The organism is Asanoa hainanensis, assembly GCF_900188485.1.
Lineage (GTDB): Bacteria > Actinomycetota > Actinomycetes > Mycobacteriales > Micromonosporaceae > Asanoa > Asanoa hainanensis.
The window spans coordinates 70,691-84,247 of record NZ_FZPH01000005.1 but is presented as its reverse complement, the minus strand read 5'-3'; the positions used below and the strand labels follow the sequence as shown (position 1 = coordinate 84,247).

Sequence of the window (13,557 nt, the reverse complement as noted above, 5' to 3'; positions counted from 1 at the left end):
GGAGAATGCCCACCAAAGTCACTCGGCAGACCGTCGACCTGTCCGCCTACCCGGACCTCCTGGTGCTCTATCTAGGCATGCGCGTGAACCACCTGTACGGCGTCCGGACCTTCTTCAGCTTCGGCCGCAAGATCAGCGAGTCGGTCGCCGGCAAGCCGGACGGGCTGTTGCTGCACGAGCCCGTGTACTACTCGATCTTCCCGATGAACATGGGCATGCGGCAGTACTGGCGCGACCTGCCGTCGCTGCTGGAGTTCGCGCGCTCGGAGCCGCACCGGCAGTGGTGGCTGGACTTCCTGCGCGACTCGGGCGGCACGGGCTTCTGGCACGAGACCTACTCGGTCAAGGGCGGCATGGAAGCGGTGTACGACGACGTGCCGAAACCGCTGGGCTTCGGCAAGTTCGCCGGCGTCCAACGCGCCCGCGGACCCATGTTCGGCTCGGCGGCCCGCCTGGGCCGGGGCGAGGTCGGCGGCCCGGCGGCCATCGGCGAGAACGAGCTCTACGAGAACTAGACGATTTCTCGCAGCACCCAGCGCCACTTGGCGATCTTTCGTACCCGGGTGAAGCCGTACCGCGTGTACAGCTCCTCCGGGCCGGTGTGCAGGTAGGCGCCGCGCTGCGGTGGCCGTTGCTCGGTCTGCTCCGGGTAGGCCTCGACGACACCGCCGCCGGCGTGCCTGATCTCGTCGAGGGCGCCGGCGACCGCGGCGGCGGCGACGCCCTTGCCACGGTCCTTGGAGTTCGTGAAGACGCACCCGATGCGCCAGTCCGGCAGCTCGTCCGCCCCTCGTACGCCGCGCGCATGCACCAGCAACCGCCCCACACGCCGTTGTTGGCCTCCACGAGCGCGGCGAAGTCGTCCCAGGTCTCCGGCGTGAGCATCCGCGTCGTCAGGGTCATGACCGCAGTATGTCGAGAACGGCCCCGCGGCTCCGTCCCGGAGTGAATGGTCGTCCGACGGCAGAGGAGACACCGGCATGGCGCTCAAGCGGATGGACAACGTCCTGATCGTGGTCGAGGACCTCGACGCGGTCATCGCGTTCTTCGTCGAGCTCGGGATGGAGCTGCAGGGCAAGGGGCCGGTCGAGGGTTCGTGGGTGGAGAGCGTCATCGGGGTCGAAGGCGTGCGGCAGGACGTCGCGATGTTGCGGACGCCCGACGGGCACGGCGGCATCGAGCTCGCGATGTTCCACACGCCCGAGGCGATCAGCCCTTCGCCGAGGGAGGCGCCGGCGAACACGCTCGGCATCCGCCGCGTCATGTTCGCCGTCGACGACATCGACGAGGTCGTCGGCCGCCTGCGCGCCCACGGCGCCGAGCTCGTGGGCGAGGTCGTGCGGTACGAAGACGTCTACCGGCTCTGCTACGTCCGCGGCCCGGAAGGGATCATCGTCGGGCTGGCCCAGGAGCTGGGGTGAGGACGAGCGCGCCGTTGTGGCCGCCGAAGCCGAAGCTGTTGGACAGCACCGGACCCGGCTCCCACGGCGTCGGCCGGCGCGCGACGTCGAGGTCCAGGGCCGGATCCTGGATGGCAAGGCCCTGCGTCGGCGGGATGACCCGCTCGCGCATGGTCAGGGCCACCGCGACCACCTCGACCGCACCGCTGGCGCCGAACGAGTGGCCGGTCACGCCCTTGACGCTGGTGACGATCGGCCGGGACGCGCCGAACACGCGGCGGATCGCCCGCGCCTCGACCGCGTCGCCCGGCGGGGTGCTCGTGCCGTGCGCGTTGACGTGGGTGACCTGGTCCGGTTCGAGGCCGGCGTCCGCGATGGCCTGCCGCATGCAGCGCTCGGCGCCCTCGCCGTCCGGTGCCGGCGCGGTCACGTGGTGGGCGTCGGCCGTCGACGCGGTGCCGGCGACGAGCAGATAGACGTGCGCGCCGCGGGCCAGCGCCGACTCGAGGGGCTCGAGGACGACGATGCCGCTCGCCTCCGCTGCCGCGAGCCCGTCCCGGTCGCGGTCGAAGGGCCGGCTGATGCCGCTGCCGCTCAGCGCCCGCATGGTGGTGAAGCCGGCGATGCAGGTCGGGGTCAGGCTCGAGTCCGCGCCGCCGGCCACCACCACGTCCGCCGCCCCGGAGCTGACCAGCCGCGCCCCGGCGGCGATCGCGTCGGTGCCGGCGGCGCACGCGGTGGTGACCGTGCTCGCGCTGCCCCGCAGGCCGTACCGGATGCTGAGCGCCGCCGCGGCCGCGTTCGGCATCGTCATCGGGATCACGTGCGGCGACACCCGCCGCTCGCCCGCCTCCCGGAGGACGCCGGCCTGCGTCTCCAGTGTGGACACACCGCCGATCCCGGTGCCGAGCACGACCGCCGCCCGGAGCGGGTCGCCCGGCACTGGCCGGCGCTCGGCGACGGCTTGCCCGTCGTGGGTGTCCGGCGGCAGCAGGCCCGCGTCCTCGAGCGCCTCGTCGGCGGCGGCGATCGCCAGTTGGGTCACGATGTCCGAGTTCCGGGCGACCTTGTGCGACATCCAGCGGCGCGGGTCGAAGTCGGCGACCCGCCGCACCCGGTCGGGTTCGGCGGGGGCCAGCAGACCGCGCCAGAAGGCGGTGGCGCCGATCCCGGCCGGCGACACCACCCCGACGCCCGTGACCGCGACGGTCCGGTTCAACAACGGCTTCATGCCCGCAGCCTAGTTCAATGACTGAACTACCTCGACAGCGCCTTCAGCAACGCCTCGCCGGCGGCCTCCGCCGACTGGGGGTTCTGGCCCGTGATCAGGTTGCCGTCGACCACGACGTACGAGCCGAAGGCCGGTCCGGCGCTGTGCACCGCGCCGGCCGCGCGCAGCCGCGACTCCAGCAGCCAGGGTGCGTTGGCCGCGAGGCCCACCTGCTCCTCCTCGGCGTCGCTGAATGAGGTCAGCTGCCGGCCACGGAACAGCCAGCCGCCGTCGGCGTCGCCGGCCGGCAGGAACGCGGCCAACCCGTGGCACAGCGCGGCCACGGTCTTGGTCGGGTCGGGCAGCATCGCCTCCAGGACGCGGGCGACGTCCGGGTCCACGGCCAGGTCCTGCATGGGGCCGTGGCCGCCGGGGATCAGCACGGCGTCGTAGTCGGCCGGATCGACGTCGGCCAGCCGCAGCGGCGACTCCAGCACGTCGCGAATGCCGTCGAGGTAGGGCCGCTGGGTGTCGTCGACGCTGATCTCGTCGGCGACCGGGACGCGGCCGCCCGGGGTGGCGATCGTGACCTGGATGCCGGCGTCGACCAGCGTGCGGTACGGGGTGGTGAACTCCTCGGCCCAGAAGCCGGTGGGGCGCTGGCTGCCGTCCTGCTGGGTCCAGAAGCGGGCACCGGACAGGACGATCAGAACGGATGACATGGGAGGTTTCTCCTTTGGTGCTGAGGGACGTTGCCACCGTAGGGGCGTAGCTGGTCACCTCGTTATGCTTCTTGGGCATCAGGTGGGGACCGACCGAGCTACGCTCCTAACGTGGAAAATTGCCCACCGGTCGTCTGCGAGGCCAGTGACCTGGTGCTCTCGTTCGTCAACGCCGAGTCGCTCGACGAGTGGCTGCCGGGCGCCGCGCCGTCCGATGTGGCGGCGGCCACGGAGCTTCGCGACAGCCTGGTCGTCCTGCTGCGCGAGCACTCCGGCTGCGCGCTCGACGAGGGCGCGGTGGCCGCGGCGGAAGGCCATCTGCGCCAGGTGGCGACGCGCTATCCGCTGGTCGCGGTGGTCGGCGCTGACGCGTGCGGGTTGGAGCCGGTCCACGGCGGCCCGTTCGGCACCTTCGCCCGGGTGCTGGGCGCGGTCACGGACCTCGCGTACCGGGGCGCGTGGCCGCGGACGAAGGTCTGCAAGAACGACACCTGCCACACCGGCTTCTTCGACAAGACCCGCAACACGTCCGGCCTCTACTGCAGCCCGGCCTGTTCGTCCCAGGCGTCGATGCGCGCCTACCGCAACCGCCGAAAGGCCGCCTGACGTGGACCTGCGCCATCTGCACACCTTCGTGGCCGTCGCCGAGGAACGCTCCTTCTCCCGCGCCGCCACCCGCCTGCGCGTCGCCCAGTCGGCGGTCTCCCGCACGGTCCAGGCCCTCGAACGCGACCTCGGCCGGCCGCTGTTCGAGCGCAGCCGGCACCACGTCGAGCTGACCAAGACCGGGCTCGCGACGCTCGACAGCGCCCGCGCCGCCCTGGCCGCGGCCGAGGCCGTCCGAGCGGCCGCACGGCAGACCTGCCCGTGCGCGTTGTCGCCTACGCCGTAGGCGCGCCCAGCCGGCGCACCGCGGTCATCAGCAGGTGCCAGAACGCCGGCACGTCCAGGCCCACCGCGACGTCGGCGTTCGGGGTGTCGCCGGTGCGGTGGTGCAGGTCCACGACCGTCGCGCCCCGGGTGTACGCGCCGGTCAGCTCGACGGCGACCGGGGCCGCGACGGTCCGGACGATCGACGCGTCGATGACGGTGGCCACCGCGATCGGGTCGTGCACCGGGGGATGCGGGAAGTCGAACTCCCGGAGGTAGGCGCTCGCGAAGAAGGTCATCAGCTCCGCGCAGACCGTGCCCAGGCGGGTGCCCAGGCCGCGGAAGTCGGCGATGACCCGCTCGGTCGCGAGGGCCTGGTGCGTGACGTTGAGCCCGATCATCGTGGTCGGCAGCCCGGACCGCAGCACGATGTCGGCGGCCTCGGGGTCGGTGACGATGTTGAACTCGCCGTACGGCGTCGTGTTGCCGCGTCCGGTCGAGCCACCCATGAAGACGATGCGGCGTACGCCCGGCGCGACCTCGGGGTGGCGGCGCAGGAGCAACGCGACGTTGGTCAGCGGCCCGAGCGCGATCAGCGTGACCGGCTCGGCCGACTCCGTGATCAGCCGCCGCATCAGCTCGACCGCGTGCACACCGGCGACGTCGGCGACCGGCAGGTCGAGGTCGGGGCCGTCGAGGCCGGACACGCCGTGGATGTACTCGGCGACGGAGAGGTCGCCGACCAGCGGCCGGTCACACCCGGCCGCGACCGGGACGCCGTCGACGCCGGCCAGCGCGAGCATCCGCAGGGCGTTGCGGGTCGTCTTGTCGAGCGTCTGGTTGCCCGCGACGGTGGTGACGCCCAGGACCCGCAGCCGCGGGTCGCCCACGGCCAGCAGCAGCGCCAGGGCGTCGTCGTGGCCGGGGTCGCAGTCGACGATCACGTTCTCGGTCACGCGGTCGACGATAGACCGGGGCGGCACGTGCGGCGGGTGCGGATCATTCTGCGACACTCACCAGGGCCCGGCGCGGGGAGAATGGGCGCGCACGGGGCCGAACGGCCACGAGGAGGCTTCGGATGATCTTCATTACCGCCAAGTTCCGGGTCAAGCCCGAGCACGCCGACCAGTGGCCGGCCATCTCGCGCGACTTCACCGAGGCGACCCGCGCCGAAGCCGGCTGCCTCTGGTTCGACTGGTCGCGCAGCCTCGACGACCCGACCGAGTACGTGCTGGTCGAGGCGTTCCGCGACGGCGACGCCGGCGCTGCCCACGTCGGGTCGGAGCACTTCGCGCAGGCGCAGAAGACGCTGCCGGCCTACCTGGCCGCGACGCCGAAGATCATCAACGCCACGGTGCCCCAGGACGACTGGTCGGCGCTCGGCGAGCTCGCGGTGGACTGACTCAGCTGCGCCACCAGTCGTCGTCGGGCGTCGCCGGCACGGTGCGCTTGTGCCGGGTCGCCCGGAAGACCGACTCCAACCGGGCCGCCACGTCGGCAGGGACGTCGAGGCCCTCGAGGTAGTCGTCGATCTCCGCGTAGCGCAGGCCCAGCGCCTCCTCGTCGGGCAGCGCGGGCCGGTCGTCCTCGAGGTCGGCGGTGGGCACCTTCTCCCAGACGCTGCGCGGCGCGCCGAGCTCGTTGAGCAGGGCCGCGCCCTGGCGCTTGGTCAGCCCGGTCAGCGGGGTCAGGTCGACGCCGCCGTCGCCGTACTTGGTGAAGAACCCCGTCACGGCCTCGGCCGCGTGGTCGGTGCCCACGACGAGCATGTTGAGCTGCCCGGCGATCGCGTACTGGGCGACCATGCGCTCGCGGGCCTTGATGTTGCCCCGCACGATGTCGCGCAGCTTCGCGTCGTCGCCCAGCGCCTCCGCCACCCCGGCCGCGACGGCGTCCGCGCTCGGCTTGACGTTGACCACGATCGACCGGTCGGGCCGGATGAACCGCAGCGCGGCCTGCGCGTCGTCCTCGTCGGCCTGCACCCCGTACGGCAGCCGGACCGCGACGAACGTGGCGTCCTGCCCCTCGGCCCGCGCCTCCTCGACGGCGAGCTGGCAGAGCCGGCCCGTCAGCGTGCTGTCCTGGCCGCCGCTGACCCCGAGCACGAAGCCGGTGGCCGGCGTCGACCGCAGGTACGCCTTGAGGAAGTCGACCCGCTGCCGGATCTCGGCCCGGGGATCGATGGTGTTCTTGACGCCGAGGTCGACGAGAATCTGCTGCCGTAGGTCCGTCACCGGCACACTGTACTGGCCTTCCACATTCGTACCGTCCGGCATGCAAGGTTCTTGGCTCGGCGGCTGTCTATGTCAGTGGAGGGAGCATCCATGGACGAGACAGCCGAGCGGGAGTTCACCGCGTTCGTCGTCGAACGCGGGCATCGCCTGCTCCGGGTCGCCTACGCGCTGACCGGCAACCAACAGGCGGCCGAGGACCTGCTGCAGACGGCGCTGGCCAAGACCGCACTCCACTGGTCGAGGGTCGAGCACGGCGCCGAGATGTACGTGCGGAAGATCCTGTACCACGACCACGTCTCGCGCTGGCGGAAGCTGCGGCGCCTGCGCGAGGTCCCGGTCGACGCGCTGCCGGACCACGGGGCCGGCGGCGACCTCTCCCGCCAGGTGGCGGACCGACTCGCCGTGCACAGCGCGCTGCTGCGGCTGCCGCCCCGGCAGCGGGCCGTGCTGGTGCTGCGCTATCTCGAGGACCTCAGCGAGAAACAGGTAGCCCAGGTGTTGGGCTGCTCCCCGGGCACCGTGGCCAGCCAGGCCTCCCGGGCCCTGGCCCGGCTCCGCGAGCTCGTCAACAGCCAGGGCCTGCTGGCATCCGACGCCGATCTGGAGGTCATGAAATGAGCGAGGAACGAGTGGCGGAAGCCCTGCGGCACCTCGGCGAGGACCTGCGCTACCGCAACCCGGCCGCTGCGGCGTTGCGGCAGGCGCGGCGCATGCGGGTGCGCCGCAACGTCGTCGGCGGCACCGGCGCAGCGTTGGCGATGGCGGCCGTGATCGCACCGTTCGCGTACGGCGGCTCCGGCGGCCAGCCGGCAACACCGGTCGCACTGCCCACGGCCACGCCCTCCGGCGCGACCACCGGATCGCCCACCCCGGCCCCCAGCACGCCGCCGCCCGCCGCCAAGCCCGCACCACGCGGCGCGGTCGCCTTGCCCGGCGGCGTCTACGTCGCCAGCGCGAGCAACGAGTCGGGCAGCCGGATCTACGACCCGAGGACCCACAAGTACCGGTCGTCGGGCTTCCCGAAGGCGTGGGCGTCCCCGAACGGGAAACTCGCCGTCGTCGCCGACGACAACGAGCGGTTGGGCATCCTCGACGTACGAAGTGACGACGTGCGGTGGATATCCGGTGCGCGGCTGGAGATCGGCAGTCCACAGTGGTCACGCGACAGCAAGCAGATCGCCTTCGCCGCGCCAGGTCCCAGCCAGGGAACGCTGAACATCGTCGTGGCGGACGCGGCCACCGCCAAGGCGAAGACCGTGAAGCGGTCCGTGCCCTGCGTGGAGCTCTGCCAGCCGACCTGGCTGCCCGGCGACTGGGAGGTCGAGCTCCCGGACGTGGAAGAGCCCACGACGGGGATGATCGCGTACTCGGTCGACGACGGCCGGGCCCGGCGGGAGCCGTTCCCGGGAGCGGTCCAGAGCAGCGCCGCCTGGTCGCCGGACGGACGGTTCGTCGTCGCGGAGACCGTCGACGAGCGAGGGTTCGCCGCGGTCGCCATCGTCGAACCCGCCAAGGGCGCTACGGTGGTCGATCTCCCCCGCACTCCCGGCGACGGGATCGAGGCCAGGAGTTTCGTCTGGGCCACCGCGGACCGGCTCGTCGCCGTGGCGAACACCGAGCTGGTCGTCTACTCGACCGAGGGCAAGATCGTGGACCGGGTCGCCCTACCGCCCGCCCTGCGCGGCGTCGAGAACTCCCTCGCCTTCGGCCGCCCGTGACGCCCAGGCGAAGCCGTCCGGGTCCGTGAAGGGCTTGGTGTCGCCGCTGAGGGTGAGTCGGTGTGAAGCCGGTGCCGTCGGCGGCGACGCCGGCGTCACACAGCGGCTTCGTCGCGGGCTTCAGCGTCGTGGCGTCGCCTGACCGGTCCGCGGAGCGGTTCGATCTGCCGTAACGGATGATCAATTTCTGCGGGCCACCCCGTACTGTGCCTCGTCGTGACAAACGGGGAACTGTCGCCGCCGCCGCGGCGGCGACGAGCTGTGCTGTTGGGTGTGGCGTTGGCCGTGGCGGCCCTGGCCGTGCCGGCCGTGATCGTGCTGCGCTCGGGAGGCGAGGAGCCCGCCGTGGCGGCGGCTCCCACGCCGTCCGCGAGCCCGTCGGCGTCGGCCTTCGTGGCCCGCTCGCCGGAGCCCGGCGACCCGCCGGAGATCGAGATGGCCTGGGCGGGGGAGCGGATCACCGAGCAGCTCGCGGTGCTGAACACCGCCATGCACAGCGGTGACCTGGCGAGGTTCGTGTCGGTCACGCAGGACAAGGGCGTCCGGGGCGAGCTCGAGCGCCGGTTCCGCTCGCTGCGCGCGATGCGGGTCAGCGGCTTCGAGCTGCGGATCGAGCGCGGCCCGTGGGTGCTGAAGACCGTCGACGGCCGGCCCGACTGGGGCGTGACGATCGCCGTCGACCACTGCTTCGTGGTGCCCGGCTGCGATCCGGAGAAGGTGTCGATCGACATGACGTGGCGGGAGACGCCCGCCGGCTTCCGGATGACCCGCATCTCCGCGGTCCAGCTCACCAAGAACACCCCGATGCCGTGGGAGGCGACCACGCTCGTCGCGGCGATCGGGAGTCGGGCGATGGTGGCGGCGCCGGCCGCGTACGCCTCCCGCGCCCGCTCGTTCCTCCCCGCCGCCGAGCGGGCCGCGAAGACCGCCGACAAGTACGTGCTGGGCCCGAAGCCGGACCGCTACATCGTCTATCTCGCCGGCGCCGCCGAGTGGAAGAAGTGGTTCGGCGGCGGCAACGCCGACTGGGTCGCCGGGATCGCCTTGCCGGTCACCACGAACCGGTCCGACATCGTGCTGCGGATCGACGCGGTCCCCGGTGGGTACGCCGAGGAGATCATGAAGCACGAGATGGGCCACGTGGCGACCCTGGCAGGCCGCGACTACCGCCTGATCTACGACTTCCGCTGGTGGCTGTCGGAGGGCGTGGCCGAGTACATCGAGTGGGACGGCCGCGGCCTGGGCGCCTACGACGGCCGGTCCGACGTGCGGCGGTTCATCCGGGAGAAGCGGTACGCCGGCGACCTCGACCAGCTCGGCCCCGGCGACAAGACGCCGGACTGGCAGGTCTCGGCGCACTACGGGCTCGGCTTCTACGCGACGCGGTGCATCGCCGACCAGTACGGCCACGCCAAGCTGATGGCCTTCACCGACGCGGTGCTGCGCGGCGGCCGCTCACCGGCCGACGAGTCCCCGACCAGCCTCGGCGCGCCATGGAAGACGGTGAGCAAGAAGTGCCTGGCCTACACGAAGAAGGCGGTTGGCGCCTAGCGGTGGTCGTGGCCGTCGCGCTGGTCGTCGGCTTCGTGACGGCCAGGCTCGGCGTCGACCCGCACACCGCCGAGACGGAGACCGTCACCGGCGTCGTGACGTGGTCGAACGAGGAGACCCGGTTGATCTTCTTCCAGCAGGACGGCGTGCCGCCCGGCAGCGAAGCCATCGTGTCGGTGACCGCCGACAACTGGCAGGACGCCGGCGGAATGATTTACACCGGCGGCCCGTACCCGACCTGCCTGGCGGGCGCGGACGGCGACCCGGTCTCCATGGACCGGCACCGGGTCGAGCTCCAGGTCATCCATCGAGCGATGAGCGCCGGCCCGGCCCAACACTTCGCGGTCCAGGTGCACTGCCTCGACTGACCCGGCAGCAGCTGCCATGATGCCGGGATGGAGGACCAAGAGATCGATGCCGATAACCCCGCGATGAGCCGTCGGGTCTTCTTCGGCCGCACGTTCGCGATCGCCGGTGGCACCGTCGGTCTGCTGAGCCTGACCGCCTGCCCGGGCGGCGACGACGGAGACGACGACGATGACGACGACGGCGGGGACGACGACTGAGGCACGTACGCTGACCGGCCATGGTGTCGTTCATCCGCAACGTGTCGTTCGACTGCGCCGATCCGTACGGCCTGGCGCGGTTCTGGAGTGAGGTCGTCGGCCACCCGCTGGATCCGGATTTCGCCGCCGGCGACACCGAGGTCGTCATCGAGCCGCCGGGCGGGCCCCGGCTGTACTTCCAGGCCGTGGCGGAGGCCAAGACCGTGAAGAACCGCGTGCACGTCTGCCTCCAGCCGGGTGACCGCGACCGCGACGCCGAGGTCGAGCGGCTGCACGCGCTCGGCGCGACGACCCTGGCCGACCACCGCACGCCGGACGGGGCCGGTTGGGTCGTCCTGTTGGACCCCGCCGGCAACGAGTTCTGCCTGACCCGGTCGGCCGCCGAGCGGGAGTGACCGGCCGGCTACGCCCGGTGGAAATGTGAATCCGGTGCACGTCGCTGACAAGTCCATGACATGAGACGGCTACGTTTCCCTGCGTGTCGTTCACACCCGCCACCCGGCTGCTCGCCGTGTTCACGGTCCTGCTGGCGCTGAGTGGCTGCACCGCGAAGCACCAGTCCGCGTTCGTCGCGCCGAGCCCCTCGACCTCGCCGACGCCGTCGATCACGCCGACCCAACAGCCGACACCGACCGCGAGCCCCAAGCCCAAGAGCCTCGAGTGGTACGTGGCCAAGGCGCCCGCGTACGAGCCGGTGCAGCCACACCCGGTGAAGCTGCCGACGAACGGGTCGCCGCCGTTCTGGCTGCGCGTGCCGACCCAGGACAAGGTCGCGTTCATCACCATCGACGACGGGGCGCTGGCCCGGCCGCCCGCCGTGCCCGACTTCATCCGGGACGCCCGCATCCCGGTCACGATGTTCCTGAACTCGCCGGCCGCGACGGAGTACACGCCCTATTTCAAGGCCATCGAGGCGGCGGGCGGCGTCGTGGAGAACCACACGATCCACCACACGTCGCTGCGCGGGAAGTCGTACGCGTACCAGCGGCAGGAGATCTGCGGCTCCGCCGACAAGCTGGAGCACCTGTTCGGCAAGCGCCCGACGCTGTTCCGCCCGCCGTTCGGCGACCACGACGACACCACGATCCGGGCGGCGAAAGACTGTGGAGCCAAGGCGCTCTTCTACTGGACCGAGACCGTCGACAAAGGAATCGTGCGCTACCAGACACCGGACAAGCGGGTGAAGGCCGGCGACGTGCTGCTGATGCACTTCCGGCCGCGGCTGATGGACGACCTGCTCGCCGCGCTGAAGGCGATCCACGCGGCCGGGCTCACCCCGGCGCTGCTCACCGACTACGTATGACGGCGGTCCGCCGCGACGTAGGACGCGGCCGCCGTGAGCGCCGCCACGGCCAGCACCGACGGCCAGGCGCCGATCTTCTTGGCCAGGGGGTGCGACAGACCGAAAGCGCCGAGGTACGTCGCCAGCAGCGCGCCGGTCACGGCGGGGCTTGTGTGCCGGGCCCACTCCCGGCCCGCGACCACCCCGCCGGCCGCGAGCACGGCGCCGCCGAGCGGCCGGATGCCGGTGCGCCGGGCGAGCTGCCAGCCGCCGATCAGGGACCCCGCGGTGACCGCGGCGGTGGGAATGCGCATATTTCGACCGTACCTCGCGGCGGGTGTGGCGGCCTGGGCCGCCACACCCGGCAGGCTCAGCGCGGGTCGCGCCACATCGGGTACAGCGACGGGCCGCCCGGCAGGTCGATCGTCGAGGGCATCCGCTGGAAGCCGAGGCGCTCGTACAGCGCGGCGTTGCGCAGGGTGCTGGCCTCCAGGTAGGCGGGCCGGCCGGCGGCGTCGAGCTCCGCGAGCCGGTGGCCGAGCAGCGCGGCGCCCACGCCGGTGCCCTGGTGGTCGGGGTGCACCGCGATGAACGGCAGGTAGGCGTGGCTGCGGTCGTGCGGGTGGTTGGCGACCATCAGGACGTCGAGCTCCGCGACCCGCTTGAGCGTCTCGCCGTCGAGCCCGGCCTCGAAGGCCGCGCCGAGGCCACCGTCGTCGTCGGACTCCGGCGCGTCGACGTCGACGTCGAGCCAGAGCGCGAGTCCCTTGTGCCCGTCGAGCGTGTCGGCCCGGCCACCGGCCAGCGCCAGGTCCACGAACGCGCCGAAGAACACCAGGTGGTGGTCCGGACGACGGTCCTCGTCCCGGAAGACCCACTCAGCGATCGGGTCGCCCATGAACGCCGCGGCGATGACGGACTTGAGGCCCGCCACGTCGGCCGCGGTGGCGGGGCGTACACGATGGTTCGTCGACACGTGTTCTCCTTGCGGTTCGGGTGGTGTCCGGCTTCGACAGCCGCGACGGCGAACGCTAGTGCGGCCAACGCCCAAAACGCAAAGAGCTTCCGACCGTCCCCACTAGACCTCGGGGAAGGTGTCGCGCAGGGCCGGTTCCAGGTCGCGGCCCGTGGTCGGCTCGATGAACAGTTCGGTCAGGAACAGGTCCGCGGCGTACGTGGGGTTGACGCCGGACTCCTTGCGGCCCAGGGCCTGTAGCGCGCCGCCCAGCCGCATCGAGGCGCGCGCCGCGGCACCCGGCAGGCGACGCACGCGGCGGGGCCGGCCGACCGCGGCGGCGATGCGCGCGACCATCTCGGCCCACGTCAGGTTCTCGTCGGCGACCGGGAGGTCCGCACCGCTGGCCTGCTCCAGCGCGTCGGCCGTGATCTCGGCCACGCTGCGCGCCGACACGGCGGCCGAGCCGCCGGCGGGCACCGCCAGAGGTGCGCGGGACCGGGCCCACCGGTCCAGCGGCGCGGACCAGTTGGGCAGCCGGTCACCGGCCCGGCCGAAGACGAACGGCAACTCCACGACGGCCACCGGCAGGTCCGGCCCGGCCGCGGCCCGTCCTTCGGCGGCCTGCTCGACCCGGCACCGGATGTACGTGTGCCGCTCCGGCAGCCGCCACTGGGGGTGCAGCCGGTCGTAGTAGGTGTAGTAGGAGCCCATCACCACGCCGCGGGTCAGGCGCTCCGCGCGGGCCGCGGTGAACAGCCGCACCACGGGATCCACGAGGTCGTGCCGGAACGCGGGATAGATCGGCTTGGGCAGCCCTCGCTGCTCGTCGGTGCGCGTGGCGTAGACCACACCGTCGTGCCCGGCGAGCAACCGGCGAAGCTCGTCCGGCGTCGCGGACTTCACGTCGAGCAGGTGGTCGATGCCCGGCGCGGCGGTCCGTGCCGCGGTCGCCACCTGGTGCCCGCGCCCGCGCAGCACCTCCGTGACATGGACACCGACCAGACCGCTTCCACCGACCACGAGAATGCGCACGCCGCATCGTCCAC

The 13,557-nt window shown here is 72.2% G+C and carries 20 protein-coding genes; 12 read left to right on the top strand and 8 right to left on the bottom strand.

Annotation, left to right across the window (positions count from 1 at the left end; all coding sequences use genetic code 11):
* The first annotated feature begins 5 nt into the window (after positions 1 to 5).
* Positions 6 to 515: a monooxygenase family protein gene (locus CHC05_RS14360; protein WP_089248860.1), complete on the top strand. Its 510-nt coding sequence runs from the start codon at positions 6 to 8 to the stop codon at positions 513 to 515.
* Here CHC05_RS14360 and CHC05_RS14355 read toward each other — a convergent pair.
* Entirely contained in the window at positions 512 to 817 is a 306-nt protein-coding gene (locus tag CHC05_RS14355) for a hypothetical protein (RefSeq protein WP_218824541.1), read from the bottom strand. The genes CHC05_RS14360 and CHC05_RS14355 overlap by 4 nt on opposite strands.
* Before the next feature lie 163 nt (positions 818 to 980).
* Between CHC05_RS14355 and CHC05_RS14350 the strand changes: the two genes are divergently transcribed.
* Positions 981 to 1,421 (top strand): VOC family protein, encoded by a 441-nt coding sequence (locus CHC05_RS14350; RefSeq protein WP_089248858.1) that lies wholly within the window; start codon positions 981 to 983, stop codon positions 1,419 to 1,421.
* On the opposite strand, the gene CHC05_RS14345 is transcribed toward CHC05_RS14350, so the two are convergent.
* Complete coding sequence (locus tag CHC05_RS14345) at positions 1,390 to 2,631, bottom strand: beta-ketoacyl-[acyl-carrier-protein] synthase family protein (protein WP_089248856.1); 1,242 nt, start codon at positions 2,629 to 2,631, stop codon at positions 1,390 to 1,392. The genes CHC05_RS14350 and CHC05_RS14345 overlap by 32 nt on opposite strands.
* Before the next feature lie 26 nt (positions 2,632 to 2,657).
* Positions 2,658 to 3,332 (bottom strand): type 1 glutamine amidotransferase domain-containing protein, encoded by a 675-nt coding sequence (locus CHC05_RS14340; RefSeq protein ID WP_089248854.1) that lies wholly within the window; start codon positions 3,330 to 3,332, stop codon positions 2,658 to 2,660.
* A gap of 111 nt (positions 3,333 to 3,443) precedes the next feature.
* Between CHC05_RS14340 and CHC05_RS14335 the strand changes: the two genes are divergently transcribed.
* Together CHC05_RS14335 and CHC05_RS14330 are read left to right on the top strand one after the other, a co-directional pair.
* The gene (locus CHC05_RS14335) at positions 3,444 to 3,938 is read left to right on the top strand and encodes a CGNR zinc finger domain-containing protein (protein WP_089248852.1); all 495 of its coding nucleotides are present in this window, start codon (positions 3,444 to 3,446) and stop codon (positions 3,936 to 3,938) included.
* Between the two features lies 1 nt (position 3,939).
* Complete coding sequence (locus CHC05_RS14330) at positions 3,940 to 4,224, top strand: LysR family transcriptional regulator (RefSeq protein ID WP_089248850.1); 285 nt, start codon at positions 3,940 to 3,942, stop codon at positions 4,222 to 4,224.
* Here the strand turns inward: CHC05_RS14330 and CHC05_RS14325 are convergent.
* Positions 4,214 to 5,158 (bottom strand): nucleoside hydrolase, encoded by a 945-nt coding sequence (locus CHC05_RS14325; RefSeq protein ID WP_179266184.1) that lies wholly within the window; start codon positions 5,156 to 5,158, stop codon positions 4,214 to 4,216. The genes CHC05_RS14330 and CHC05_RS14325 overlap by 11 nt on opposite strands.
* A gap of 122 nt (positions 5,159 to 5,280) precedes the next feature.
* Here CHC05_RS14325 and CHC05_RS14320 point away from each other — a divergent pair, with 122 nt between their 5' ends.
* Positions 5,281 to 5,604: a putative quinol monooxygenase gene (locus CHC05_RS14320; RefSeq protein ID WP_089248848.1), complete on the top strand. Its 324-nt coding sequence runs from the start codon at positions 5,281 to 5,283 to the stop codon at positions 5,602 to 5,604.
* Between the two features lies 1 nt (position 5,605).
* Here the strand turns inward: CHC05_RS14320 and nadE are convergent, their stop codons facing one another.
* Entirely contained in the window at positions 5,606 to 6,436 is an 831-nt protein-coding gene (gene nadE, locus CHC05_RS14315) for an ammonia-dependent NAD(+) synthetase (protein ID WP_089249502.1), read from the bottom strand.
* Positions 6,437 to 6,526: 90 nt separating this feature from the next.
* Between nadE and CHC05_RS14310 the strand changes: the two genes are divergently transcribed.
* From CHC05_RS14310 to CHC05_RS14285, 7 genes are all read left to right on the top strand, one after another.
* Positions 6,527 to 7,054, top strand: a complete 528-nt coding sequence (locus tag CHC05_RS14310; RefSeq protein ID WP_089248846.1) for a SigE family RNA polymerase sigma factor — start codon at positions 6,527 to 6,529, stop codon at positions 7,052 to 7,054.
* Positions 7,051 to 8,154: a lactonase family protein gene (locus tag CHC05_RS14305; RefSeq protein ID WP_144022591.1), complete on the top strand. Its 1,104-nt coding sequence runs from the start codon at positions 7,051 to 7,053 to the stop codon at positions 8,152 to 8,154. The genes CHC05_RS14310 and CHC05_RS14305 overlap by 4 nt, the downstream gene beginning before the upstream one ends.
* Before the next feature lie 216 nt (positions 8,155 to 8,370).
* A complete protein-coding gene (locus CHC05_RS14300) occupies positions 8,371 to 9,705 on the top strand; it encodes a hypothetical protein (RefSeq protein WP_144022590.1) in 1,335 nt (444 codons plus the stop codon).
* Positions 9,669 to 10,073: a hypothetical protein gene (locus CHC05_RS14295; protein WP_144022589.1), complete on the top strand. Its 405-nt coding sequence runs from the start codon at positions 9,669 to 9,671 to the stop codon at positions 10,071 to 10,073. The genes CHC05_RS14300 and CHC05_RS14295 overlap by 37 nt, the downstream gene beginning before the upstream one ends.
* Before the next feature lie 27 nt (positions 10,074 to 10,100).
* Positions 10,101 to 10,271, top strand: a complete 171-nt coding sequence (locus CHC05_RS41450; protein ID WP_179266182.1) for a hypothetical protein — start codon at positions 10,101 to 10,103, stop codon at positions 10,269 to 10,271.
* Positions 10,272 to 10,291: 20 nt separating this feature from the next.
* Positions 10,292 to 10,666, top strand: coding sequence for a VOC family protein (locus tag CHC05_RS14290; RefSeq protein ID WP_089248838.1), 375 nt, complete (start codon positions 10,292 to 10,294; stop codon positions 10,664 to 10,666).
* 83 nt (positions 10,667 to 10,749) lie between these two features.
* Complete coding sequence (locus CHC05_RS14285) at positions 10,750 to 11,574, top strand: polysaccharide deacetylase family protein (RefSeq protein WP_089248836.1); 825 nt, start codon at positions 10,750 to 10,752, stop codon at positions 11,572 to 11,574.
* Here the strand turns inward: CHC05_RS14285 and CHC05_RS14280 are convergent.
* From CHC05_RS14280 to CHC05_RS14270, 3 genes are all read right to left on the bottom strand, one after another.
* Positions 11,565 to 11,867: a hypothetical protein gene (locus CHC05_RS14280; protein WP_089248834.1), complete on the bottom strand. Its 303-nt coding sequence runs from the start codon at positions 11,865 to 11,867 to the stop codon at positions 11,565 to 11,567. The genes CHC05_RS14285 and CHC05_RS14280 overlap by 10 nt on opposite strands.
* 56 nt (positions 11,868 to 11,923) lie before the next feature.
* Positions 11,924 to 12,529 carry a GNAT family N-acetyltransferase gene (locus CHC05_RS14275; RefSeq protein WP_245870842.1) on the bottom strand — a complete coding sequence of 202 codons (606 nt, stop codon included), beginning with the start codon at positions 12,527 to 12,529 and terminating at the stop codon, positions 11,924 to 11,926.
* A 102-nt stretch (positions 12,530 to 12,631) separates the two neighbouring features.
* A complete protein-coding gene (locus CHC05_RS14270; protein ID WP_089248832.1) occupies positions 12,632 to 13,543 on the bottom strand; it encodes an NAD(P)H-binding protein in 912 nt (303 codons plus the stop codon).
* Between the last annotated feature and the right edge of the window lie 14 nt (positions 13,544 to 13,557).